The sequence below is a fragment of the Streptomyces sp. NPDC060366 genome, from assembly GCF_042725135.1.
Lineage (GTDB): Bacteria > Actinomycetota > Actinomycetes > Streptomycetales > Streptomycetaceae > Streptomyces.
Genome location: NZ_JBHXDC010000013.1, coordinates 130987 through 153331, shown reverse-complemented (window position 1 = coordinate 153331; position 22345 = coordinate 130987). Strand labels below are relative to the sequence as shown.

General features: G+C 71.9%; 25 protein-coding genes. 14 read left to right on the top strand and 11 right to left on the bottom strand.

The features are described 5' to 3' along the window. Positions 1-25: 25 nt before the first annotated feature. Positions 26-904, bottom strand: coding sequence for an ABC transporter permease (locus ACFWHU_RS28010; protein ID WP_387228151.1), 879 nt, complete (start codon positions 902-904; stop codon positions 26-28). Further along, on the bottom strand, positions 901-1824 hold the full coding sequence (locus tag ACFWHU_RS28005) for an ABC transporter ATP-binding protein (protein WP_385799180.1): 924 nt from the start codon (positions 1822-1824) through the stop codon (positions 901-903). The genes ACFWHU_RS28010 and ACFWHU_RS28005 overlap by 4 nt, the downstream gene beginning before the upstream one ends. 133 nt (positions 1825-1957) lie before the next feature. Between ACFWHU_RS28005 and ACFWHU_RS28000 the strand changes: the two genes are divergently transcribed. Both ACFWHU_RS28000 and ACFWHU_RS27995 read left to right on the top strand, forming a co-directional pair. Then, complete coding sequence (locus ACFWHU_RS28000) at positions 1958-3181, top strand: sensor histidine kinase (RefSeq protein ID WP_385799182.1); 1224 nt, start codon at positions 1958-1960, stop codon at positions 3179-3181. A 53-nt stretch (positions 3182-3234) separates the two neighbouring features. Beyond that, a complete protein-coding gene (locus ACFWHU_RS27995) occupies positions 3235-3909 on the top strand; it encodes a response regulator (protein ID WP_385799184.1) in 675 nt (224 codons plus the stop codon). On the opposite strand, the gene ACFWHU_RS27990 is transcribed toward ACFWHU_RS27995, so the two are convergent. Beyond that, positions 3869-4489: a CGNR zinc finger domain-containing protein gene (locus ACFWHU_RS27990; RefSeq protein ID WP_387228148.1), complete on the bottom strand. Its 621-nt coding sequence runs from the start codon at positions 4487-4489 to the stop codon at positions 3869-3871. The genes ACFWHU_RS27995 and ACFWHU_RS27990 overlap by 41 nt on opposite strands. A gap of 38 nt (positions 4490-4527) precedes the next feature. Between ACFWHU_RS27990 and ACFWHU_RS27985 the strand changes: the two genes are divergently transcribed. Then, entirely contained in the window at positions 4528-5814 is a 1287-nt protein-coding gene (locus ACFWHU_RS27985) for an MFS transporter (RefSeq protein WP_387228146.1), read from the top strand. Here ACFWHU_RS27985 and ACFWHU_RS27980 read toward each other — a convergent pair. Then, entirely contained in the window at positions 5741-6262 is a 522-nt protein-coding gene (locus ACFWHU_RS27980; RefSeq protein WP_387228144.1) for a hypothetical protein, read from the bottom strand. The genes ACFWHU_RS27985 and ACFWHU_RS27980 overlap by 74 nt on opposite strands. A gap of 121 nt (positions 6263-6383) precedes the next feature. On the opposite strand from ACFWHU_RS27980, the gene ACFWHU_RS27975 reads away from it, so the two are divergent. The 3 genes from ACFWHU_RS27975 (at position 6384) to ACFWHU_RS27965 (ending at position 9477) form a co-directional block, all read left to right on the top strand. Then, positions 6384-7742 (top strand): BTAD domain-containing putative transcriptional regulator, encoded by a 1359-nt coding sequence (locus ACFWHU_RS27975; RefSeq protein WP_387228142.1) that lies wholly within the window; start codon positions 6384-6386, stop codon positions 7740-7742. Positions 7743-7904: 162 nt separating this feature from the next. Further along, on the top strand, positions 7905-8912 hold the full coding sequence (gene ligD, locus ACFWHU_RS27970) for a non-homologous end-joining DNA ligase (RefSeq protein ID WP_387228140.1): 1008 nt from the start codon (positions 7905-7907) through the stop codon (positions 8910-8912). A gap of 133 nt (positions 8913-9045) precedes the next feature. Further along, positions 9046-9477, top strand: a complete 432-nt coding sequence (locus tag ACFWHU_RS27965; RefSeq protein WP_385799344.1) for a VOC family protein — start codon at positions 9046-9048, stop codon at positions 9475-9477. 52 nt (positions 9478-9529) lie between these two features. Here the strand turns inward: ACFWHU_RS27965 and msrA are convergent, their stop codons facing one another. Further along, entirely contained in the window at positions 9530-10048 is a 519-nt protein-coding gene (gene msrA, locus ACFWHU_RS27960) for a peptide-methionine (S)-S-oxide reductase MsrA (RefSeq protein WP_385799195.1), read from the bottom strand. 315 nt (positions 10049-10363) lie between these two features. Next, a complete protein-coding gene (locus ACFWHU_RS27955; protein WP_387228137.1) occupies positions 10364-11182 on the bottom strand; it encodes an NADPH-dependent F420 reductase in 819 nt (272 codons plus the stop codon). Positions 11183-11309: 127 nt separating this feature from the next. Here ACFWHU_RS27955 and ACFWHU_RS27950 point away from each other — a divergent pair, with 127 nt between their 5' ends. After that, on the top strand, positions 11310-12434 hold the full coding sequence (locus tag ACFWHU_RS27950; protein ID WP_387228134.1) for an acetate/propionate family kinase: 1125 nt from the start codon (positions 11310-11312) through the stop codon (positions 12432-12434). Positions 12435-12478: 44 nt separating this feature from the next. On the opposite strand, the gene aztA is transcribed toward ACFWHU_RS27950, so the two are convergent. Next, positions 12479-13180: a zinc ABC transporter ATP-binding protein AztA gene (aztA, locus tag ACFWHU_RS27945; RefSeq protein WP_387228132.1), complete on the bottom strand. Its 702-nt coding sequence runs from the start codon at positions 13178-13180 to the stop codon at positions 12479-12481. A gap of 63 nt (positions 13181-13243) precedes the next feature. Between aztA and aztB the strand changes: the two genes are divergently transcribed. Genes aztB through aztD form a run of 4 tightly spaced genes read left to right on the top strand, consistent with a single transcriptional unit; the run spans position 13244 to position 17587 of the window. After that, positions 13244-14122, top strand: a complete 879-nt coding sequence (gene aztB / locus ACFWHU_RS27940; RefSeq protein ID WP_387228130.1) for a zinc ABC transporter permease AztB — start codon at positions 13244-13246, stop codon at positions 14120-14122. Further along, positions 14119-15363 carry a hypothetical protein gene (locus ACFWHU_RS27935; RefSeq protein WP_387228127.1) on the top strand — a complete coding sequence of 415 codons (1245 nt, stop codon included), beginning with the start codon at positions 14119-14121 and terminating at the stop codon, positions 15361-15363. The genes aztB and ACFWHU_RS27935 overlap by 4 nt, the downstream gene beginning before the upstream one ends. After that, positions 15360-16328 carry a zinc ABC transporter substrate-binding protein AztC gene (aztC, locus tag ACFWHU_RS27930; RefSeq protein ID WP_387228125.1) on the top strand — a complete coding sequence of 323 codons (969 nt, stop codon included), beginning with the start codon at positions 15360-15362 and terminating at the stop codon, positions 16326-16328. The genes ACFWHU_RS27935 and aztC overlap by 4 nt, the downstream gene beginning before the upstream one ends. A gap of 50 nt (positions 16329-16378) precedes the next feature. Beyond that, positions 16379-17587 (top strand): zinc metallochaperone AztD, encoded by a 1209-nt coding sequence (gene aztD / locus ACFWHU_RS27925; protein ID WP_387228123.1) that lies wholly within the window; start codon positions 16379-16381, stop codon positions 17585-17587. A gap of 22 nt (positions 17588-17609) precedes the next feature. Here aztD and ACFWHU_RS27920 read toward each other — a convergent pair whose 3' ends face one another. The 4 genes from ACFWHU_RS27920 to ACFWHU_RS27905 all read right to left on the bottom strand — a co-directional run bounded on the left by ACFWHU_RS27920 (position 17610) and on the right by ACFWHU_RS27905 (position 19669). Further along, complete coding sequence (locus ACFWHU_RS27920; protein ID WP_387228120.1) at positions 17610-18107, bottom strand: hypothetical protein; 498 nt, start codon at positions 18105-18107, stop codon at positions 17610-17612. Then, positions 18091-18582: an RNA polymerase sigma factor gene (locus tag ACFWHU_RS27915; protein WP_385799211.1), complete on the bottom strand. Its 492-nt coding sequence runs from the start codon at positions 18580-18582 to the stop codon at positions 18091-18093. Before ACFWHU_RS27915 ends, ACFWHU_RS27920 begins: the two co-directional genes overlap by 17 nt. A 107-nt stretch (positions 18583-18689) precedes the next feature. Then, on the bottom strand, positions 18690-19310 hold the full coding sequence (locus tag ACFWHU_RS27910; protein WP_387228117.1) for a class F sortase: 621 nt from the start codon (positions 19308-19310) through the stop codon (positions 18690-18692). Further along, entirely contained in the window at positions 19307-19669 is a 363-nt protein-coding gene (locus ACFWHU_RS27905; RefSeq protein WP_387228115.1) for a sortase-dependent protein, read from the bottom strand. Before ACFWHU_RS27905 ends, ACFWHU_RS27910 begins: the two co-directional genes overlap by 4 nt. 163 nt (positions 19670-19832) lie before the next feature. On the opposite strand from ACFWHU_RS27905, the gene ACFWHU_RS27900 reads away from it, so the two are divergent. The 3 genes from ACFWHU_RS27900 (at position 19833) to ACFWHU_RS27890 (ending at position 22330) form a co-directional block, all read left to right on the top strand. Then, on the top strand, positions 19833-20744 hold the full coding sequence (locus ACFWHU_RS27900) for a hypothetical protein (protein ID WP_385799217.1): 912 nt from the start codon (positions 19833-19835) through the stop codon (positions 20742-20744). Next, positions 20741-21502, top strand: coding sequence for a hypothetical protein (locus ACFWHU_RS27895; protein WP_387228113.1), 762 nt, complete (start codon positions 20741-20743; stop codon positions 21500-21502). Before ACFWHU_RS27900 ends, ACFWHU_RS27895 begins: the two co-directional genes overlap by 4 nt. A gap of 171 nt (positions 21503-21673) precedes the next feature. Next, positions 21674-22330 (top strand): maleylpyruvate isomerase family mycothiol-dependent enzyme, encoded by a 657-nt coding sequence (locus tag ACFWHU_RS27890; RefSeq protein ID WP_387228111.1) that lies wholly within the window; start codon positions 21674-21676, stop codon positions 22328-22330. The last annotated feature ends 15 nt before the right edge of the window (positions 22331-22345 follow it).

The following is a 22345-nucleotide window of genomic DNA, read 5'->3' as shown; positions in this document are numbered from 1 at the left end:
CGGTCCGCGTTCCGGACGGGCCGGATCAGGGCGCCGGGTCGCGGTGATGGACGGCGACGACGGCGATCACCACCGCGACGAGCGACCAGAGCCCGTACACGAGCCACGAGCCGGCGATCGTCGTCGGGTAGGCCACGGGGACCGGCGAGTCGCCCACCGTCACCAACTCGGCCCACGCGCCCTGGGGAAGGGCGTGCAGGAGCGAGGCCGTCGAGTGCCTGCCCTCGTTGAGAAGGGACGGCAGCACGAGAAGGAGAAGGGTGAGGCTGACGATTGTCGTCGCCGTGTGCCTGATCAGTGCCGCGAGGCTCATACCGATGAGCGCGCACACCGGCGCGAGCAGCGCGGACGCCGCCATGACGCGCGCCGCGCCCGGATAGTCGAAGGGCAGTCCGACATGCCGCCCGGACAGGATCGCCTGGGTCACGGCGAACGAGGTCACGGCCGCGACGGCGCCGAGGGCGGTGGTGACCGCCGTGACCACGACGGTCTTGGCCGCCAGCACCGAGCGCCGGGCCGGGACGGCGGCGAACGTCGTACGGATCTGTCCGGTGCCGTACTCCCCCACGACCGTCAGCGCGCCGATGCTCGCGGCGGCGAGCATGAGGACCATCGCGCCGCCGATGGTGAAGGCGTCACGCATGGCCCAGATCGGGACGAACAGCTCCCGGATCCCCTCGGGGTAGCCCGGCCAGTTGTTGTGGTCGGCGACGGCGGCGTTCGTGTTGATCGCGACGACGAGCAGCGCGCTCACCGCGAAGGCCCAGGGGGTCGAGCGGAGCGACCACATCTTGATCCACTCGGCGGCGGTCAAGTTGTGGAACCGGGGCCGGGGTTCGGGCCGGCCCGTGGCGGTCCCCGATGTGGTGGCCGTGGTGGTCTCTGTCGTCGCCGGTCCGGTCATCGTGTGTCCCCCGCGCCGTATTCGACGCTGTCGGCGGTGAGTTCCATGAACGCCTCCTCGAGCGAGGCGGAGCTGGTCGTCAACTCGTTGATCCTGATGCGGTGTCGGTGCGCGAGTTCCCCGATGCGCGCCGCGTCGGGGCCGGTCACCACGAGCGGTCCGCCGGCCGGCACCCCGGCCTCCGTCCGTACGTCCGCGCCTTCGGCCGTCAGCAGCGCCGTGAGCGCCGCGCCGTCCGGGGTCCGTACGGTCACGCTCGACCGGGTGCCACGGGCCGCGAAGTCCGTCACGCTCTCGGCGGCGATCAGCTCGCCACGGCCGATGACGACGAGATGGTCCGCCGTGTTCTCCATCTCGCTCATGAGATGGCTGGAGACGAACACGGTGCGCCCCTCGGCCGCGAGGCGCCGGAACAGCCCGCGTACCCACAACACGCCTTCCGGATCGAGGCCGTTGATCGGCTCGTCGAACAGCAGCACCGGTGGATCGCCGAGCAGCGCGGCGGCGATCCCGAGCCGCTGCTTCATCCCGAGCGAGAAGCCGCCGATACGGCGCCGGGCGGCGGCGGCCAGCCCCACCTCGTGCAGGACGTCGTCCACCCGTCGCTTCGGCAGTGCGTTGCTACGGGCGAGTGCGGACAGATGGGCACGGGCGGTGCGCCCGCCGTGGACGTCGTGGGCGTCGAGCAGGGCGCCGACGTGCCGCAGCCCGCGCGGGCGGTCCCGGAAGGAGCGGCCGTCGATGGTGGCGGCGCCGCAGGTGGGCCGGTCGAGGCCGATGAGCAGCCGCAGTGTGGTGCTCTTGCCCGCTCCGTTGGGTCCGAGGAATCCGGTGACCCGGCCTGGGCGGACGGTGAAGCTGAGGTCCTTGACGGCGGTGGTCCCGCCGTAGCGTTTGGTCAGTTCGTTGACTTCGATCACCCGGCCAACAGTGGCCGGGCACCGGCCCGTTCGGCATCGGGCCGGCGGCCACACCGGCGGTGGCGGGGGTGGCCCGTGGGCGTACGCCCGTCGGCCAATACCCCCGCGCGGGGGCGGCGGTTACGATCGGCCCATGTCGGCCACTTCGCTCTTTCCACAGCTCAGACCCCTTGACCGGATCTGGCGTCCGGTCGCGGCCTGGTGCGGGGGCGTCGCCTATCCGTTCGCTCTGCTGCTCGCGGTGCGGAGCGGTCCCGACAACTCCACCAGCCTGCGGTTCCTCCTGTGCGCCGTCGCCACCGTGCTTCCGGTGGCTCTGCTGCGGCGCCACCCGCTGCCCGCCACGGCGCTGATGCTGGCCGGCACCTTCGCCGTCTCGGCGCAGCGGCCTTCGTGGGAGGTGGTGTATCTGCTGGTGCTGGCGAACGATCTCGCCGTGCTGTCCGTCGTGGCCTCCCGTACCCGCCGTGTCGCGCTCGCCGCCGCCGTCCCGACGCTCCTCGTGCACATCGCGTCCGCCACCTACTTCACGTCCGGGTCGGACGTCTACATCCGCACGCTCGTCGTCCTCGCCCTGGCGCTGGTGGCCGCCTGGATGATCGGGGTGTCGATCCGCGAGCGCCGCGAGCACGCCGTGGAGCAGCGCACCCAGGTGGCGGCACAGGCCGTCGCCGCCGAACGGCTGCGGATCGCACGCGAGTTGCACGACATGATCGCCCACAGCATCGGTGTCATCGCCATCCAGGCGGGGGTGGGCAGCCGGGTGATCGGCACCCAGCCCGACGAGGCGCGCAAGGCCCTCGTCAGCATCGAGGCCACCAGCAGGGAGACGCTCGCGGGGCTGCGGCGGACGCTCGGGACCCTGCGCCGTACGGGACCGGACGCCGGTGCGGAGCCCGTATCCCTCGATCCCACGCCGGGGCTGGCCGACATCGGGCGACTGGCGGCGTCGACGTCGAAGGGCGCGGGGGTCGGGGTCGAGCTGCGGTGGCGTGGCGCGCGCCGGGAGATTCCGGCGGACATCGACCTGTCGGCGTACCGCATCGTCCAGGAGGCGGTCACCAATGTCGTACGCCACGCGGGGACCCGGTCGTGCCGGGTGACGGTCGGGTACGGGGCCGGGGAGGTGTCCGTCGAGGTCGTCGACGACGGGCGTGGCTGCGAGCCCGCCGACATCGACCGGTCCGGGGGCTGGGGTCTGGTCGGCATGCGGGAGCGGGTCGGGCTCCTGGGCGGCCGGCTGACCGCCGGGCCGCGCCCGGAGGGCGGGTTCCGCGTCGAGGCACGGCTGCCGGTGCCGGTCCCGGCACCGACCAGCGGGACTGAAGCGGGCGCGCGGACGGACGTGGTCCGGTGACGGGGGCGGGTGAGGGTACGGCGGACGGCGACAGGTACGGGGACGGGAACGGCGTGGCGGGAGGGCCCGCGGCTCCGGTCCGTGTCGTACTCGCCGACGACCAGCCGCTGATCCGCTCCGGGCTGCGCGTCCTGATCGCCGACCACCCCGACCTGGACGTCGTCGGGGAGGCCGGGACGGGCGCCCGGGCGGTCCAACTGGTCCGGGAGCTGCGGCCGGACGTCGTCGTGATGGACATCCGGATGCCCGGCATGGACGGTATCGAGGCGACGGGCCTGATCACCGCCGGTCCCGGGTCGGCGCGGGTCGTCGTCCTCACCACGTTCGACGACGACGAGTACGTCTACGCCGCGCTCCGTGCCGGGGCGAGCGGCTTCCTCATCAAGGACATGTCCCTCGAAGGCATCCTGTCGGCGATCCGGGTGGTCGCCGCCGGTGAGGCCCTCATCGCGCCGAGCGTCACCCGCCGGCTGATCGAGGAGTTCGCAGCCCGGCCCGAACCGGCCCCGCCCGCACGGGCGGTGACCGGCATCACGGGCCGGGAGCGTGAAGTGCTGGTCCTCGTCGGGCGCGGTATGTCCAACAAGGAGATCGCCGACCATCTCGTCATCAGCGTGGCGACCGCCAAGGCGCATGTGGCACGGCTGTTCAGCAAGCTCGACGCCCGCGACCGGGTCCAACTCGTCATCATGGCCTACGAGACGGGGCTGGTGACGCCGCCTCGGTGAGACCGGCCGCGCGGGCGCGGTGGGCGGCCACGCGTTCACGGGTGGCGCAGCGGCGTGAGCAGTAGCGGCGCGGCGGGCCGCTCCCCTGGGTGAGATGGACGTTGCGGCAGCTCGACGACGCGCAGACGCCGCCGGGCGGGCGCTGACGGTCCCAGACCAGGACGGTCAGCGCCAGACAGGAGGACGCGAGGAACCACTCGCCCCACGGCGCCTCGTCGGCGCTGTCGAGGTGCGGGTGCCAGGGGGTTGCACCGCCGTGCGAGGTGAGCCGGAGTGGGCCGGAGCCGCGTCCGAGGAGTCCGTTGAGCATGGTCGCGGCGAGGTCGACGTCGGTGGCGGCGAAGACCTCACGGAGCGCCGTCGCGGCGGCGCGCATCTCGGCGAGATCGCGAGCGGTCAGTTCGAGCCGCCCCTTCTCACCGTGTGCGCGCAGCACATCGGCGACCGCCTCCGGCGGCGCGCTCTCGTCGGCAAGGACGTTGACCAGCGCGGCCGTTCGCCGCGCGACGGTCTGTACGGAGTGACGGGTGGACCAGTCGTCGCCGGTCGTCGATGGGGACACCGGACGAATGTAACGCATCTGGCGCATGATTGAGTTACCTGAGTAACGTGACACGGATGAATCAGCGTGCCGCGTTGCGGTGGTACGGCGCCGGGGCCGCGGCGGCCCGCACCGGCGACGAGATGTCCGGGACCGCCCTGCTGCTGGCGGGTCTCGCGGTCACCGGATCGGCCGCCACCGCGTCCTCCCTGCTCGCCGCCCTCACCGTCTCGGCGGCGATCGGCGGCCCCGTCTTCGGAGCGCTCCTCGACAGGTCCGCCCGTCCCGGGCGGCTGCTCGCGGGCGCGCTGGCCGGATACGCGTCGGGGCTGGTGATCATCCTCGTGACGCTGGGCCGGGTGCCGGTCTTCGTCTCGGTCCTGGTCGCGCTGTGCGCGGGGCTCCTCGGACCCGCCCTGTCCGGCGGGTGGACCTCCCAACTGCCGCGCCTCGTCCCGTACGAGCGGCTGCCGCGCGCCAACGCGCTCGACGCGATGACGTTCAACGGAGCGAGCCTCGCGGGACCGGCGCTGGCCGGGGCGGTCGCGGGAGTGGCGGGCGCCCCCGCCGGAGTGGCGGTGGCGACGGCCCTGATCTGTCTGGCCCTTCCCTCGGCGCTCGCGCTGCCGACGCTCCGGACGCGAGCCGTACGATCCGTACGAGCGGCGCGACGGCCGAAGCGCGCGGGCAGACCCCCCATGGACGGCCCCTCCCCCGACCTGGCCACCACCCTCGCCACCGACGTGGCCGCCGGATTCCGCGCGATCGTACGGATCCGGCCGCTGGCCCGCGCGACGACGACCTCGGTGGTCTCCTGCGTGGGCCAGGGCATGCTGGTCGCCTGCGCCCCGCTGCTCGGCGCGCGCGTCTTCGGCTCACCCGCCCACGGCGCGCTCCTGCTCTCCGGTGTCGCCGTCGCGGCTCTCACCGCCAACGCCGTACTGTCCGCCCGCCCCCGCCCGGCGCGTCCCGACACGGTCGTCGCGTACGGTCCGCTCGTCATCGCCGGCGGACTCCTGCTCGCCGCGACCGGCCACCCGGTACCGGTCGTGGCGGCGGCGCTGCTCGTGGGGCTCGGTGAAGGGCCGCAGCTCACAGGGCTGTTCGCGATACGGCACCGGGAGGCCCCGGAGCGGCTGCGCGGCCAGATCTTCAACACGGGCGCGAGCCTCAAGATCACCGGATTCGCCCTGGGCGCGGGGGTCGCTGGTCCGCTCGCCACCTGGTCGCTGCCCGGCGCGCTTCTGACGGCGGCCGGTGTTCAAGCCCTCGCGACGCTGTGGTTCGTCGTCAGTCGATACGCGCGCAGAGGTCGTCGACCGAGCCGTGGACCATGGTCACGTCCTTGTAGCCGGCCGAGCTGATGTCCAGGGTGTACGCGCCGTCGATCAGATACACACCGCGCGCCAGACTGCCGCCGTTCTCGGCGACACCCACGAGCACCGGACCGAGCACGGACCAGAACTGTGAGCCGTCGGCACGGTGGTCCACGGCCGCCGTGCCGCTCGCGTCGGCGTCGTAGAAGGCGCCGGTGTCGGTGTTCGTGATCCGGACCACCAGGTCCCCCCGGTAGAGGACACGTTTCGGGGAGCCGTCCGGATGGGTCGTCACCACCCGCCGCACCACCTCGTCGACGACCGGCTCGGCGTGGATGGGGACGTCGCACCGCACACCGGCGGCCGCGTCCCACGGTGCGGAGGGTGCCGGCTCCCAGCCGCTGCGCACGGTGTCGGAAGCGGCGTGAGCCGGATGCGTCCCGGCCCCCAACAGCGGTGTGGTGAGGGCCAGTAGCGCTACGACGGTGCCTCGCACAGAGTTCTCCCCGGTGAAGTGGTGGTCAACGACCTGGGCACCAGCGTCCCGGCGGGCTCTGACCACATTCTCACCACGGCCGGTTGCCACCCCCGCCCACCCGACTACCCTTTGGTACGCCATGGAGTTCAAGCTGCTCGGACCGTTCGAGGCCCGTCACGAGGGCGCGCCGCTCCTGACGGACAGCCGCCGCCAGGAGCGTTGTCTGCTGTCGATCCTGCTGCTCGACGCGGGGCACGTCGTGACGACCGGCCGGCTCATCGATCTGCTGTGGGACGGGGAGGCGAACGCGTCGGCGCGCGGCACCGTCCACACGTACGTCGGCAGGCTGCGCGCCGCCCTGCGTACGGGACGCGGACCGCGCATCGAGACCCGGCACGACGGATATGTCCTGGAGGCGGACGGGTACGAGGTCGACGCCCGCGACTTCGTCCCGCTCGCCCGCGCCGCGGCCGACGCCACGGACCCCGCCGAGCGGATCCGTCTCGGCGACCGGGCCCTCGCGCTGTGGCGGGGCCCGCTGCTCGCCGATGTGGCCGGCGACCGGCTCCGCGAGCGGCTCGGCGGCCATCTGGACGCACTGCGGCTGTCCACCGTCGAACTGCGGGCCGAGACGCAGCTCTCGATGGGACTGCACGAACGCGTCGCGGCGGATCTGACGGACCTCGCCGACGAGCATCCCGAACGGGAGCGCATCGTCGCCGCCCGGATGACGGCCCTCTACCGCGCCGACCGCGCGGCCGAGGCCGTCCGGCTCTACGACGTCACCCGCCACGCGCTCTCCACCCGGCTCGGCGTCGAGCCGGGACCGGATCTGACGGCCCTTCACCAGCGCGTCCTGCGCCGCGATCCGTCCCTCGACCGGCCACCCGCTCCCCTCTACGCGGTACGGGTCCGCGACCGCTGGCTGCCGTGGAACACCAGCGGCCATCCGGCGCTGGAGTTCTGCAACACGTACGCGGGCTGGGGCGGTCCGGAGCTGCCCGGTTCGGAGTGGCTCCGCGACTACGCCGCGCTCGCGGTGTGGGCCGGCCATCTCGACCTCGCGGCGGACCATGTCGTCACCCGGCTGCTCGCGCGGGCGCGCCGCGAACCCGGCGAGGCGGCCGACGTACTCGCCGAGGCCCGTGAGTTCCGTGCGCGGCTGTACGCCTGTCTGACGGATCCGGCCGACACGGCGGCCTTCGAGGCGGTGGCGGGTGTGGCGGAAGCGGCGGCGAGGTCTTCGGTGTTCACCCGCGGCGGGGACAGTCTGGGCCGCTGGCACGTCTCCCCGTCGGCCGGCCTGCGTCTCCCCCTGTACGCGACGGCCCGCAGCGCCGCCGACCTGCTGGCGGATCCGCGCCGCCTCGTGGTGCGCGGCTGCCCCGGCGAGGAGTGCGGCTGGCTGTTCCTCGACAGTGGCGGCAGGCGCAGATGGTGCAGCCTGGCGACATGCGGTGCCTCGCGGCGGCTGCGGGACGGCTGCGCGACGGGCTGACCCCGTAACCACGTGCCGCCCCCCGCGTCCCCGCCGACCGCCCGGGGACGGCCTCTAACGGGTGATCGGCCCGGGTGACATGAGCACTCGGCGCTCCGTCACGGGGAGCCTTCTCCGAAAGCCGGTCGGTTGGTCGGACCCCACGGAGAGAGGCGAGGCGCGATGAGCAGCCTCCTGGACACGCTGCCCGAAGACGAGCGGAGCAGACTGAACCACACCCGCTCGGGCGCCCTCCTGGCGTCCACGCCGATGCTCGCCACCCTGACCGATCGACGGGTGTTCGGCGACGGCTGGATCTTCGAGCGCAAACTGGACGGTGTCCGGGTCCTCGCCGTACGGGACGCGTCGGGCGTACGGCTGCTGTCGCGCAGCGGACGACGGCTCAACGCCACGTATCCGGAGATCGTGGACGCCCTGGCCGCGCAGGAGTGCGAGGACTTCACCGTGGACGGCGAGGTCGTCGCGTTCACCCACGGCCGTACCGACTTCGCCCTGCTCCAGCAGCGCATGGGGATCAGCGACGCCCGCCGGGCCCGCGCCAGCGGGGTGGCCGTCACGTACTACCTGTTCGATCTGCTGCGGCTCGACGGCGCCGATCTCACGGCGATCACGCTGCGCTCACGCAAGTCGCTGCTGCGCAGAGCCCTGACGTACCGGGCTCCACTGCGCTTCACGCCGCACCGCAACGCGGGCGGTCAGGAGCTGCTGGACCGGGCGTGCGCCGACGGCTGGGAGGGGCTGATCGTGAAACGGGCCGCCGGCCGGTACGAGCCCCGGCGCTCGACGGGCTGGCTGAAGCTCAAGTGCGAGCAGGGGCAGGAGTTCGTCATCGGCGGCTACACGGAACCGTCCGGCTCCCGCGTCGGCTTCGGCGCGCTGCTCCTCGGTCACTACGAGGACGGGCGGCTGCGGTACGCGGGCAAGGTGGGGACGGGGTACGACCGGGCGACGCTGGTCGATCTGCGCCGGCGGCTCGACGAGGCGGCGGTGCCCGGGTCGCCGTTCGCGGACGCGGTCAAGGAGCGGGCTCCGCACTGGTCGGAGCCCCGGCTCGTCGCCCAGATCGCGTTCACCGAGTGGACGAGGGACGGAATGCTGCGCCATCCGCGTTTCCTGGGGCTGCGGGAGGACAAGGAGCCGAGGGACGTGGTGCGGGAGAGACCGGCCTGAGGGGGCGGCACGGGGGGCAGTACTCGTGGAGGGGACCGTACGCGCCATACGTACAGCCCCCGTGAACGGGACCGGACACGAGCCGGGACACGAGCCCGGCACCAGGACCGCGACGAAGGGCGGCGACACCTCCATGACCACCCCCGATACCCGCATACCGCGCTTCCACCTCGCGATGCCCGTCGACGACCTCGCCGCCGCGCGCCGCTTCTACGGCGACGTACTCGGTCTGGCGGAGGGCCGCAGCGCGGACACGTGGGTGGACTGGAATCTGCGTGGCCACCAGTTCGTGACGCATCTGGCGCCGCGCCGCGGCGAGGGCGTACGCAACGCGGTCGACGGGCACGACGTGCCGGTACCGCACTTCGGGCTGCTGCTGACTCCGCCCGAGTTCCACGACCTGGCGGACCGCCTCCGGGCCGCGGGCACGACGTTCGTCATCGAGCCCTACGTCCGTTTCGAGGGGCAGCCCGGCGAGCAGTGGACGATGTTCCTGCTCGATCCGGCGGGCAACGCGCTGGAGTTCAAGGCGTTCGCGGACGACGCGCAGGTGTTCGCCGTCTGACGGCCGGTGTCCGCCCGGTCGCCGGGCGGACACCGTCGTCGCGGAAGGTGCCCTATCGCTCGCTGCGGGCGGGAAGCTTCCAGCCCGGCCGCAGGAAGTGGCAGGTGTATCCGTCCGGGTAGCGGATCAGATAGTCCTGGTGCTCGGGCTCCGCCTCCCAGAAGTCGCCCGCCCCGGCCACCTCGGTGACGACCTTCCCCGGCCAGAGACCCGAGGCCTCCACGTCGGCGATGGTGTCCTCGGCGACCCGCTTCTGCTCGTCACCGATGTAGTAGATGGCCGACCGGTAGCTGAGGCCGATGTCGTTGCCCTGACGGTTGAGCGTCGTGGGGTCGTGGATCTGGAAGAAGTACTCCAGAATCTGGCGGTAGCTGGTCTTCTCGGGGTCGAAGACGATCTCGATGCCCTCGGCGTGCGTCCCGTGATTGCGGTACGTCGCGTTCGCGACGTCACCACCGGTGTAACCGACCCTGGTGGAGATCACCCCCGGCAGACCGCGAATCAGATCCTGCATGCCCCAGAAGCAGCCGCCCGCGAGGACCGCCTTCTCCGTAGCCGTATCTGTGCTCATGCTTTACTCCCTCCTCTGTCACACACGGTACTGCTCCGGCGGGGGCCGGCGGAGGTCGGCCAGGAGGTGGCCGGGCAGCCGCACCACGCGGCCGACCGCCCCCTCGGCCGAGCAGTTGGCCGCCGGGCGGGCCGCGTCTGTACTGCACCTGACGACCGTCACGCGCACGGGTCACGAGGCCGGTCGCGTGCGGCACCCGCAGGGTGCTGCGGGACGGCGTTGCGTTCGGGGCCCGCCGGGGGTCGCCCTGACGCGCCATCCGATGACGCCGTACGGCCCCGAGTCCCGTATCCGCCTTCCTTCGAAGCAGGCGTCTCAGGCGCTGTGCAGCCGCGCGTCCAGCTCGCCGGCGGACAGCTCCACACCGTAGAGGGGACTTCCCGCCTGGTGCTTGCGCCCTCCCCCGCCGAGGTGGCCCGCGTTCACCGGGTCGAAGCCGATGTCGCGGATCAGCCCCGCCACGACGGCCACGGCCTCCTCGTCGTCGCCGGAGATCGCGATGGCCAGGCGCGCAGGATCGCCCTTGGGGCGGCCCCGGTCGCGCAGGGTCTCCCAGTAGATGGAGTTGAACGCCTTGACCAGGTTGGAGTCCGTCGCGGCCCGTACCTTCTCGCTGGAGGTGGTGGAGTCGTCGTCCAGGTCGGGCTCGTGACCGTCGCGTTCCGGGTAGTAGTTGCCGGTGTCGATCACGACCTTGTCGCGCAGCTCGCTCAGGGGCAGGTCGCGGAGGTGCCCGTAGGGGACCGAAACGACGACCACCTGGCCGAACCGGCCGGCTTCCTCGGCGGTGACCGCCCGGATGGGGCCGTCGATGCCCGCGACCAGCTCCGCCAGCGTCTCCGGGCCGCGCGAGTTCGCGAGGGCGACCTCGTGGCCGATGCCGGCGAAGTGCCGGGCGAGCGTCGAGCCGATGCGGCCCGCTCCGATGATTCCGATACGCATGGTGCCTCTCCTGCCTCCGCGGTCGTGGGCCCGTCGCCCCGCCCGTACGGGTCGCTCGTACGGACTGCTCGTACGGGCTGCTCGTACCGGCCGCCCACACGTGGCGCTCGTACCGGTCGCTCGTACTGGTCGCCTCCATGGGTAGCCGAATGGCGGCTCTCCAAACTTGCCGGAAGGCGGGCCCGGACTCACCCTGAGGCTGCGGGCAACGCCCGATGCCGATGGAGAGCGCCCGTGCGTGGTTGCCGCGCGGGGCCCTCGTCGACACCGCCGTTCGGGCCCTGTCCGCCGAACGGGGGAGCTGAGAGGAAGGGCTGTCGTGGCCAGTCATGAACGTGACCCCGTGCTGGTGGCCGACGCGGGCTCGTCGAGCCTGCATCTGACCGTCTTCGCGAACGACGGCACGGCGCTCGCCTCGTACGACAACGCCTCCGCGCCCGGCGACAACATGTCCGGGCAGCTCCGGGACCTGCTCAGATACGCTCCGGCGCCCATGGCGGTGGGGCACCGGATCGTGCACGGCGGCCCCGATCTGCGGCAGCACACCCTGGTCGACGACCAGGTCCGGGACACCCTTCAGCTCACGGCCGACCTGGCGCCCTCCCATGTCCCGCCGGCCCTCCTCGTACTCGACGCGGCCCGTGAGCTGCTGCCCAACGTGCCGCACGTCGCCTGCTTCGACACCGTCTTCCACACCGGACTGCCCACGGCGGCCCGCGAGTTCGCCGTGCCCGAGACCTGGCGCGGCGAGTACGGCGTACGGCGCTACGGCTTCCACGGCCTGTCCTACGCGTGGGCGCTGAGCAGCACCGCCGCACTGCTCCGGCGGCGGCCCGAGAGCCTGCGGATCGTCATCGCCCATCTCGGCGGCGGCTGTTCGGCGTGCGCGGTGCGTGACGGCACGAGCGTGGACACCACGATGGGTTTCACCCCGCTGGACGGCCTCGTGATGAGCCGTCGCAGCGGCGCCGTCGACCCGGGCGCCCTGACGTGGCTCCAGACCCGGCACGGACTGTCCGCGCAGGACATCGAAGAGGCGCTCAACCACCGTTCGGGTCTGCTGGCTCTGTCCGGATCCTCCGGCGACACCCGCGACCTGGTGCGCGACCGCGCCGCGGGCGACGAGCGGGCCGCTCTGGCGCTGGAGGTCTTCACCCACCACTGCCGCCGCGGCATCGCCGCGATGGCCGCGTCCCTGGACCGTCTCGACGCGCTGGTCCTCACCGGCGAGATCGGCGAGGACCAGCCGGAGGTGCGCGAGGAGATCTGCGCCGGACTCGGCATCCTCGGCGTCACGGGCGGTCTGCTGGTGCCGCCGAGGGACGACGAGGTGCCCGCCCGTCTGGTCAGCCAGCCGGAAGCGGCGGTGCCTGTGGTCGTCGTGTCCACGGGGGAAGCTCGCCAGATCGACAAAGAGACCCGCATCCTCCTGCGCGACGCCTGAACCGGACCCCTCGGGCACGTCGGCGCTTCAGGCACGTCGGCCGGTCAGGCGCGTCGGGGCAGGCGCCAGACCTCCTCGACGACCCGGTCGGTCAGTGTCTCGGCGGGAGCGCCCTCCCCCCACAGGCGTCCCTCCTGAAGCAACAGGACATGTCCCGCCGTGCGGGCCGCCGTCAGGTCGTGCGTCGCCTGGACGACGGTGACGCCCTCCGCCGTGACCTCGGCCAGGACATCGGCGATCAGTCGCTCCGCGGCCGCGTCGAGGCCGGTGGTGGGCTCGTCCAGCAGAAGCAGATCGGCTTCCTGGGCCAACCCCTGTGCGACGAGCGCCCGTTGGCGCTGGCCGCCCGACACCTCTCCCAACTGCCGCTGCGCGAGCGAGGTGATGCCGAGCCGCTCCATGCTCCGCTCCACCACTTCCCGGTCGCGCCGCGACGGTCGCCGCCACAGCCCGCGCCGCCCCCACCGGCCCATCGCCACGGCGTCCCGCACGGTGAGCGGCAGAACGTCGGCGGCCCTGCTGCGTTGCACCACGAACGCCGCGCGTGCGCCGGTCCGGTGCTCCACCGTTCCCGCGGTCACGGGGATCACACCGGCCAGCACCCCGAGCAGTGTGGATTTCCCCGAACCGTTCGGGCCGACCACGGCCGTGGTGGTGAACGCCGGTATGCGCGCGGTGAGTTGATGCAGCACCGCGCGGTTGGCATAGCCGGCCGACACATCGTCGAGTCCTATTTGTCGTGGCATCCCCGGAGCACTCCAGCCATCTAGTTTGAAACGATAATCATTTTCATTGTAGTGTCCAGCTCCATGGAATGGCTGGTGGGTCCCTTCGAGGTGACCTTTGTGCAACGGGCCCTGTGGGGCGGCGTCCTCGTGTCGGTGATCTGTGCCCTGGCGGGCACCTGGATCGTGCTCAGGGGCATGGCGTTCCTCGGGGACGCCATGTCGCACGGCATGCTCCCCGGCATCGCGCTCGCCTCATTGCTGGGCGGCAACCTGCTCGTCGGCGCGGCGGTGAGCGCCGCGGTCATGGCCGCCGGGGTCAGCCTCGTCGGCCGCTCGCCACGGCTGTCCCAGGACACCAGCATCGGGCTGCTCTTCGTCGGGATGCTGGCGCTCGGCGTGATCATCGTCTCCGGTTCCGAATCGTTCGCCGTCGACCTGACCGGCTTCCTCTTCGGTGACGTACTGGCGGTCCGCCCGGTCGATCTGGCCTACCTCGGGGGCGCCTTGGGCGTCGCCCTGGTGATCTCCGTACTCGGACACCGCCCGTTCGTCGCGCTGGCCTTCGACGAACGCAAGGCGCACACGCTGGGGTTGAGACCGCGCGTCGCGCATACGGCGCTGCTGGCACTGCTCACCCTGGCGATCGTCGCGTCGTTCCACATCGTGGGCACGCTGCTGGTCTTCGGTCTGCTGATCGCGCCACCCGCGACGGTGCTCCCCTGGGCCCGGCGGATCCCGGCGGTGATGGCCGGGGCCGCCTGCCTCGGGTCGAGCGCGACGTTCCTCGGCCTGTTGCTCTCCTGGCACCTCGGCACCGCCGCCGGGGCGACGATCGCCGCGACCGCGGTCGTCCAGTTCCTGCTCTCCACCCTGACCGCCGGCCTTCACCACCGGTGGACGCGGCCCACCACCACCCCCACGGCCGACCGCCCGCACATGGAATACGGACATCCGTCATGACACTCAGGAAGATCCGGCCCACGACAGCCCTGTCCCGCGCCGCACTCGTCGGCTCGGTGCTGCTCATCGGCTCGGGACTGCTCGCGGGCTGCCAGCACGACAGCGGCCGACAGCCCGCCTCCGTACCCAAGTCCTCCTCGGCGCCCCATGGATACGTCGAGGGCGCCGAGGAGACCGCCGAGCAGCAGCCCCGTCTCGTGCTGGCCGACGCCGGCACCGGAGCGGTCGGCGTTCTCGACCTGATCACCGAGGACATCACGCCGTTGAAGCGGACCGACGGTGTACGGGGGCTGCGCGCCGACGGCCGGTTCGCCTATCTGCGTACCGGCAGCGCGACGCACGTCGTCGACACCGGCACCTGGATGGTGGATCACGGCGATCACGTGCACTACTACCGGGCCGGGATCCGCGATGTCGGCCCGATCGGCGCGGCCGACACCGCCCGGATACACAGCGACCCGGCCGTCACCGCGGTGTCCTCGGCGCGGGGCGCGGGCGAACTGTTCGACCGCAAGAGGCTGGAGAGCGGCACCGTCCCCCGGGGCCGGGCACTGCCCGGCACGGACGGCGGAGCGATCGTCCCCTACAAGGAGCATCTGCTGGTGGCGTCGGCCGGCGCCGGGCGGGACACCGTGGAGGTCCGTGACCGGGACGGGGCGAGGGTGGTCACCCTCGAGGAACCGTGCGCCGAGGCACGGGGCGAGGCCGTCACCCGGCGGGGAGCGGTGTTCGGCTGCGCCGACGGCGCTCTGCTGGTCAGCGAGGACAAGGGGACGTTCGGCGCGGAGAAGATCGCGTACGGCGAGGACGTGAGCGCCTCCGACCGCGCCGTCGACTTCCGCCACCGGGCGGGCAGCACCACCCTCGCGGCCAGGTCCGGCGACGAGGCGGTCTGGATCCTCGACGTCACCGACCGCGCGTGGACGCGGATCAGGACCGGTCCGGTCGTCGCCGCCAACACCGCCGGGGAAGGCGCTCCGCTGCTCGCGCTCGGCAGGGACGGCGCCCTCTCGGCGTACGACATCGCCACCGGGAAGCGCACGGTGCGCAAGGAACTCCTTACGAAGGAGGCCGCTTCGGGCACTGCTTCGGCCGTCATCGAGATCGACACCACGCGCGCGTACATCAACGACGCCGCCGCGAAGAAGGTCTACGAGATCGACTACAACGACCGGCTCCGGCTCGCCCGGACCTTCCCGCTCGGCTTCGCCCCGACGTACATGGTGGAGACCGGACGATGAAGCAGCCGACGTACCGGACGACGACCACCGCTCACGCCCCGGCCCGCCCCGTCCTCCTGCCGCTCGCCCTGGTCCTGCTCTGTGTGTCGGTGCTCGGTGTCGGTGGCTGTGCGGCGCGCGGTGACGACCGGCCCACCGTGGTCGTCACCACGAACATCCTCGGCGACATCACCCGCAACATCGTCGGCGACGAGGCCGACGTGACGGTGCTGATGCGGGCCGGCGCCGACCCGCACTCCTTCGGTGTCTCCGCCCCGCAGGCGGCCGCCGTCGAACAGGCCGATCTCGTCGTCCACAACGGACTCGGGCTGGAGGAGAACGTCCTGCGGCATGTGAAGGCCGCGAAGGAGGCCGGTGTCTCCACGCTGGCCGTCGGGGACGCCGTGAACCCGATCACCTACCGGTCCGGGGAGAGCGCGGACGAGCCCGACCCGCATTTCTGGACCGACCCCGAGCGGGTCCGCGAGGCCGTCGACCTCATCGCGGACGAGGTCGCCGAGAACGTGAAAGGTGTCGACAAGGAAGCCGTCGAGAGGAACGCGTCGGCGTACGGGGCGAAAATCGCCGCGCTCAGTTCCTGGATGCGGACGGCCTTCGACGAAATCCCCGAGGAACGACGCCAGTTGGTGACCAACCATCACGTCTTCGGATATCTGGCGCAGCGGTTCGGATTCCGGATCGTGGGCGCCGTCGTCCCGAGCGGCACGACCCTGGCTTCGCCGAGCGCGTCGGATCTCACGTCCCTGGCCACCGCCATCGAGAAGGCGGGCGTGAGAGCGATCTTCGCGGATTCCTCCCAGCCGGACCGGCTGGCCCAAGTCCTGAAACAGGAGACCGAGATCGACGTCGACGTCGTTCCGCTGTTCTCCGAATCCCTCACCGAGAAAGGAAAGGGCGCGGCCACCTATCTGGAAATGATGCGCGCCAACACCCGGTCCATCGCGACCGCTCTGAGCACCGAATAGCCACGCTGTCGCCCCTGATGAGCGACAGCCATGGAGAGGAGAACCACGTAATGAAGTACAGGAATGGAACACGCCAACGGGCGGCGGCCGCCCTCACCGTCCTGCTCGCGGCTTCCGTCACGCTCACCGCGTGCGGCGGCGACCCGTCCGGGTCCGCTGGCGAGAAGTCCGCGAAGTCCGCGAAGTCGCCGGGTACGTCGGCGAAGCCGGTCGAGGACCCGCTCGTCGTGACGTACGACGGCGGCCTCTACGTACTCGACGGGCAGACGCTGAAGGTCGCCGAGGACATCCCCCTGAAGGGGTTCAACCGGGTCAACCCGGCGGGCGACGACCGTCATGTGATGGTCTCGACCTCGACCGGCTTCCAGGTCATGGACGCGGTGGGCCGGCGGCTCACGGACGTCGGGTTCAAGGGCCCCAAGCCGGGCCATGTGGTGCACCACGCGGGCAGAACCGTCCTGTTCTCCGACGGCACCGGCGAGGTCACCGTCTTCGACCCCGAGGACCTCGGCGACACCCGGCCGAAGACCGAGACGTACGACTCCGCCGCCCCGCACCACGGGGTCGCCATCCGGCTGGCGAACGGCGAGTTGGTGACCACTCTCGGCACGGAGGAGAAGCGGGTCGGCATCACCGTGCTGGGCGCGGACCGCGAGGAGATCACGCGGAGCGAGAAGTGCCCCGGCGTCCACGGCGAGGCCACCGCGAAGGGCGAAGCGGTCGTCATCGGCTGCGAGGACGGCGTCCTTGTCTACAAGGACGGCGCGATCAAGAAGGTCGACAGCCCCACGGAGTACGGCAGGATCGGCAACCAGGCCGGATCGGAGGAGTCACCGGTCGTTCTCGGCGACTACAAGAAGGACAAGGACGCCGAGTTGGAGCGTCCGGAGCAGGTGTCGCTGATCGACACCGAGTCGGGCGAGATGCGGCTAGTCGACATCGGCACCAGCTACACCTTCCGTTCGCTGGCCCGGGGCCCGCACGGTGAGGCGCTCGTCCTCGGCACGGACGGCAAGATCCATGTCATGGACCCGCGGACGGGCAGGATCACCAAGAAGATCTCCGCCCTCGGTTCCTGGCAGGAGCCGCTGGACTGGCAGCAGCCTCGGCCGGCGCTGTTCGTACGCGGCCACACCGCGTACGTGTCCGACCCGTCGAGCAAGAAGCTCGTGTCGATCGACATCGAGTCCGGCGACCGGCTGGCCTCGACGCGACTGCCGCAGTCCCCGAACGAGGTGAGCGGTGTGAAGGGGCACTGACCGCCCCGTCGTGGCGCGGGCGCTACGGCTGTGCGGGCCCTGCGCCGTCGGGAGCGGCGGAGGGCTCGGCGGCGTCCCGGCCGGGGTCCTGGCTCGGGCCCTGGCTGGGGGTCACCATCGGCACACTGCTGGGGACGTCCGAGGGGGCGCGGCCCGTCGGTGTCGGTGCGCCTTCGGGCTCCCTCCGCTCGGACGGGTGGGGGCTGACGGGAACGGAGGACGGTTGCTCGGTGGGCACGGGCGACGAGCTGCTCGGGGGCGGCGGGGCGAGCGGCACCGTCGGGGCGGCGGGCGCACCGGATGTCGTCGCGAGATGGAGGGGCAGCGCGACGAGCGCGGCGGCGGCGCACGACAGCCCGACCCCGGCCGCGGTGCGGAGCACCCGGCGACGGGCGGCGCTCCGGCGGATCGCCTCGTACCGGTGCGGGGGTGGGACGAGCCGGTCGGAGGTGGGCCGCAGCAGGACGGCGAGGGGGTCGTCGGGCTCGAACTCGGGCCCGTCGTCAGGACGAGTGGTCAAGGCTTCTCCTCAGGTGGGCGCGGAGCAGTTCGCGGGCCGCGTGGAGGTCGGCCTTGACGGTCCCTTCCTTCCGCCCGGTCAGTTCGGACACCTCCCGGATCGGCATGTCAGCGTAGTAGTGCAACAGGATCGGGACGCGCAGCCGTTCGGGCAGTGACTGCACGAGCAGCCGTACCGAGGGGTCGGCCTGCTCGGTGTACGGGCTGACGGCCGCTTCGGACGTGACACGGCGTATCGCCTTGCGTTCGCGCTCCAGTTTGCGCCAGTGGTCCCGGACGATGTTGGCCGCGGTGACGTAGAGGAAGCCGCGGGGCTCCTGCACGGATGTCCAACGGGCCCAGAGTCTGGTGAACGCCTCCGAGGCGATCTCGTGGGCGGTCTCGTCGTCGTCGACGAGACGGCGGCACCAGCCGGCGAGGCGCGGGTAGAGGGCGGCGAACAGGTCGGACGCTGCCTTGTCGCGGGACCGTTTCAACGCTCTCCATGGTCGTGACCGCAGGTGTGGGGGCTGTTGGGGGCTCGTAGGGAAGGAGGCCGGGCCGGGGGCTCAGGTTCCGCCGGCCCGGCCTCCGATGTGGCGGGTCAGGGGCTCGCGGCCGTCAGCGTGGCGAAGACGATCACGTTGTCGAGGTAGCCGTCATCGGTGCGGGGGCCGCCGCAGGTGATGAGCCGCAGCTCCGGACGGTCCACGTCGCCGTACACGTCGTCCGCCGGGAAGTCCGCCTTGGCGACCTTCCGTACGGCGCTGACGGCGAACACCGCCGCCGTGCCGTTCTCCAGGCGCACGGTGACGCGGTCGCCCCGGCGCAGCCGCGCGAGGCGCCGGAAGACCCCGTCGCCGTAAGCGCCGACCGTGACATGGCCGGTGATCACCGACGGGCCGATCCGGCCCGGCGTCGGCGAGTGCCGGTACCAGCCGGCGCGGTCGTGTGCCGTGACCGGTGGCACCTCCATGCTGCCGTCAGGCGCCAGCCCGAGCCGTATGACGGGCGTGTCGACCCCGATGACCGGGATCCGCAGCCTCACCGGGACCGAACGCGCCAGCGCCTTCGCCCCGTTCACCTTCGTGGCGGGCGGCTCGGGCGGCGGCGTACCGCCGGAGCGGTCCGCGGTCGTGGTCCGGCCGGACTCGTTGCCGCCGCAGGCCACGAGCAGCGAGCCCAGCGCGGCGGTGGCGAAGGCACGCCTGGAGAGCGTGGTCACGCCCCGGTCGCCCGCCGACGGCGTACGACGACGAACGCCGCACCGCCCACGGCGAGGGCCGCGGCCCCGGCGCCGATCAGCGCACCGTCGGTCCCGGACTCGGCGGAGACCGGGGCCACTCCGGTGTCGGGCGCCCCCTTCGGTACGACGGCGACCTGGCCCGGGGCCGCCGGCGCCTGTGTCGGCTCGGCGCTCTCGGCCGGGGCAGGTGCGTCGGAGGGAGCCTCGGCGGGGGCCTCGGCGGTCGGGCGGGTGCTGGGGACGGCACTCGGGGTCGCGTCGTCGGCGAACGCGGGCACCGCGCCCGCCAGCACGGCGGTGCTCGCGAGTGCCATGGCACTGAGGACAGTTCGGCGCATGAGTCGCTCTCTTTCGTCGTCCGCCTGCCCGGGGACTCGGCGGGCGGGGCCAGTGATCGGAAGGAGAGACGAGGCGCCGCCGGACCGGGTTGTAAAGGAATGGCAAAGTCCGGCCCGGCGGCCAGCCCCTGCGGGTGTCCGCCTGTCGTGCTGTACTGACGAGATGAAGCGCAAGCACACGCCGGCGTTCGTCAGGACGCTCGCCGAGCGGCCGGGCAAGGCTTCCGACACCGGCCGCGCCGAGCGGGCCGAGCGAGTACGCACCAGGGTGCGGCTCATGATCGAGATCACCGCGCGGGCCGGGTCGTACCGAAAGGGTCTGGTGCAGGCCGCCGAGCGGCTCAGCCCCGAGGAAGCCGTGATCCTCGCCGATCTGGAAGCGCACGGGCTACAGGTACCGCAGTTGCGGGACGTACTGCGCGGCGGCCATGTGCTGGTGGACGATCCGCAGCTGTACGAGAGCTGGCGGTTCGCCAAGGGCAGCCATCCGAGGCTGTCCAGCCACCACCGCGACATCGACAAGGCCGTCTACCCCGACATCGGGATGCGCGGACACGTCGTACGGGAGAAGCTTCACGGTCGCACCGCACAGGGCACCTGGGTGCAGCTGGAGAAGACCCCGGCCGCGTTCGGCGGGCCCAAGCTGCCCCGTCCCAGTGATCTGCGGCATCTCATGGACTACGTGGTGTACAAGTTCACCGACAGCAATGTCGGGCCCTGGGGCCTGTCGCGGATGACCGAGCGGCGCCCGCTGTACCTCTCGCCGGTCCTGGCGGTGCCCACGTCCCTGACGCCCCCGATCGCGCGGTCGCTGACCCGGGCGCTGCGCCGGATCGAGGCGAACGACGACGTCACCGCCGTGTCCCAGGAGCTCGCGGACCGCTTCCCGCCGCCGGACCGGCCGGATCTGGCCGGTGAGCTGGGCCAGGCGCTGTCCGGTAGGGGCGGCCGGGGTCTGTTCGGCAACTCCGACGTCTGGGTGACGCAGACCCCGTCCAGTACCGCCGCCGCGGTTCTCCGTGAGAGTCGCGCGGCGCCTTCCACGGACGGATGGCCGGCAGGAGGTTTGTCATGAACGACGATCAGCGCGCCAACGCTTCAAAGGCGCAGCCGGGGCCCGGCGAGGCGTCCGTACCTCAAGGGCTGGTCACGGCCGTGGTGGATCTGGTGAACACCGGGCCGGTACTGCTCGGCGCGTACACCATCGCCGAACTCACCGCCGTGGACGCGATCGTGGACTTCCTGGAGGCCCGGCCCTCGGACGACGAACTCGCCGAGGCAGTACGCTCGTTGGCCGCACGCGAACTGCTCCTGGCGGGCTCCTCGGGCGAGGAGGTCCAAGTACGGGGAGACCTGGGCATCGCCGTGGCGTTCCAGCAGCGGGCCAGGAAGGTGCTCGACGCCCGTACGACCGGGACGGCCCCGGGCGAGCCATGGCGGATCCTGCTGCTCCCCCAGCCCGAGAAGATCTGCCTGATGGTCCGCATCGACGCGCTCGGCGTCCACCAGATCGGTCTGTACAAGCTCGACGAGGCGCTCCGTACGCTCACCGAGTGGCTACCCCGGGGCCCGTCGGCGGACACCGATCCGTCGATCGACGCCGACGCGGTGCTCACCGGGTCGGAGCGTTCCGCGCTGGTCACCGTCACCGAGTACACCGCGGTCGGATCGGCCGAGACGGCGGGCGCCAGCACCGACCTGATCCTGGCCCGTAACGAGGGGCGGCTGCACGTGCTGTCCCGGGACCCGAGGCAGCGGGAGAGGCTGGTGGCGGCCCCGGAGGGTGACAGGGAAGGTGTGCGCGACAGGCTGGTGGACCTCCTGGCCGCGTAGAAAACCTGCGGGCGCTGCTTTTCAGGCGCGGTTTTTCAGGATGTGGAAGAAAGCTCGGTCACGAGCGATGATTCTGCTTCAGGTCGGGAGTCCTCTTCCTGGACGCCCGGCCTGAACTCCGTTCCGGCTCCGGTGCGGCACAGAACGCGACCCGTGACAGGAGCCTCTCCCATGATCGATCCGGAACCGACAGCGGAATCCGGCCGGAAGACCGACGTCTGGCCCTTGATACACACCGAACGGGCGGCGCTGGCGGCCGATCTCGCGGACCTGACCGACGGGCGGTGGGCGACGACGTCCCTCTGCACCGAGCTGACCGTGCGCGAGGTGCTGGCGCACCTCACCGCGTCGGCGAACCTCAACGCCGTGCGCTGGCTGGCAGGCGTGATCCGCTGTCGGTTCGACTTCGACAAGATGGTGGCCATGCGGCTGGCCGAACATCTGGGTTCGAGTCCCGCCGAGACGCTCGAAAGGTTCCGGCTCTCGGTCCCGAGCACGACCAAGCCTCCCGTCCCCGCCATCGCCCTGCTCGGCGAGACGATCGTGCACGGCGAGGACATCCGGCGCCCGCTCGGCGTCCGCCACCCGTATCCGATCAGTACCCTCACGCTGATCGCCGAGTACTACCGGGGTACGGACCAGGTGGTCCTCGCCAAGGGCCGTATCGGCGGGCTTCGCCTCGTCGCGGACGACGGGCCGTTCACGACCGGCTCCGGCCCGCTCGTGTCCGGCAACACCGTGGCCCTGATCATGGCGATGACCGGGCGCGCGGCGTACTGCGACGACCTCGAGGGCGACGGTGTGGAGACTCTGCGCGGGCGCTGCTGACACCCACGGCTCCCC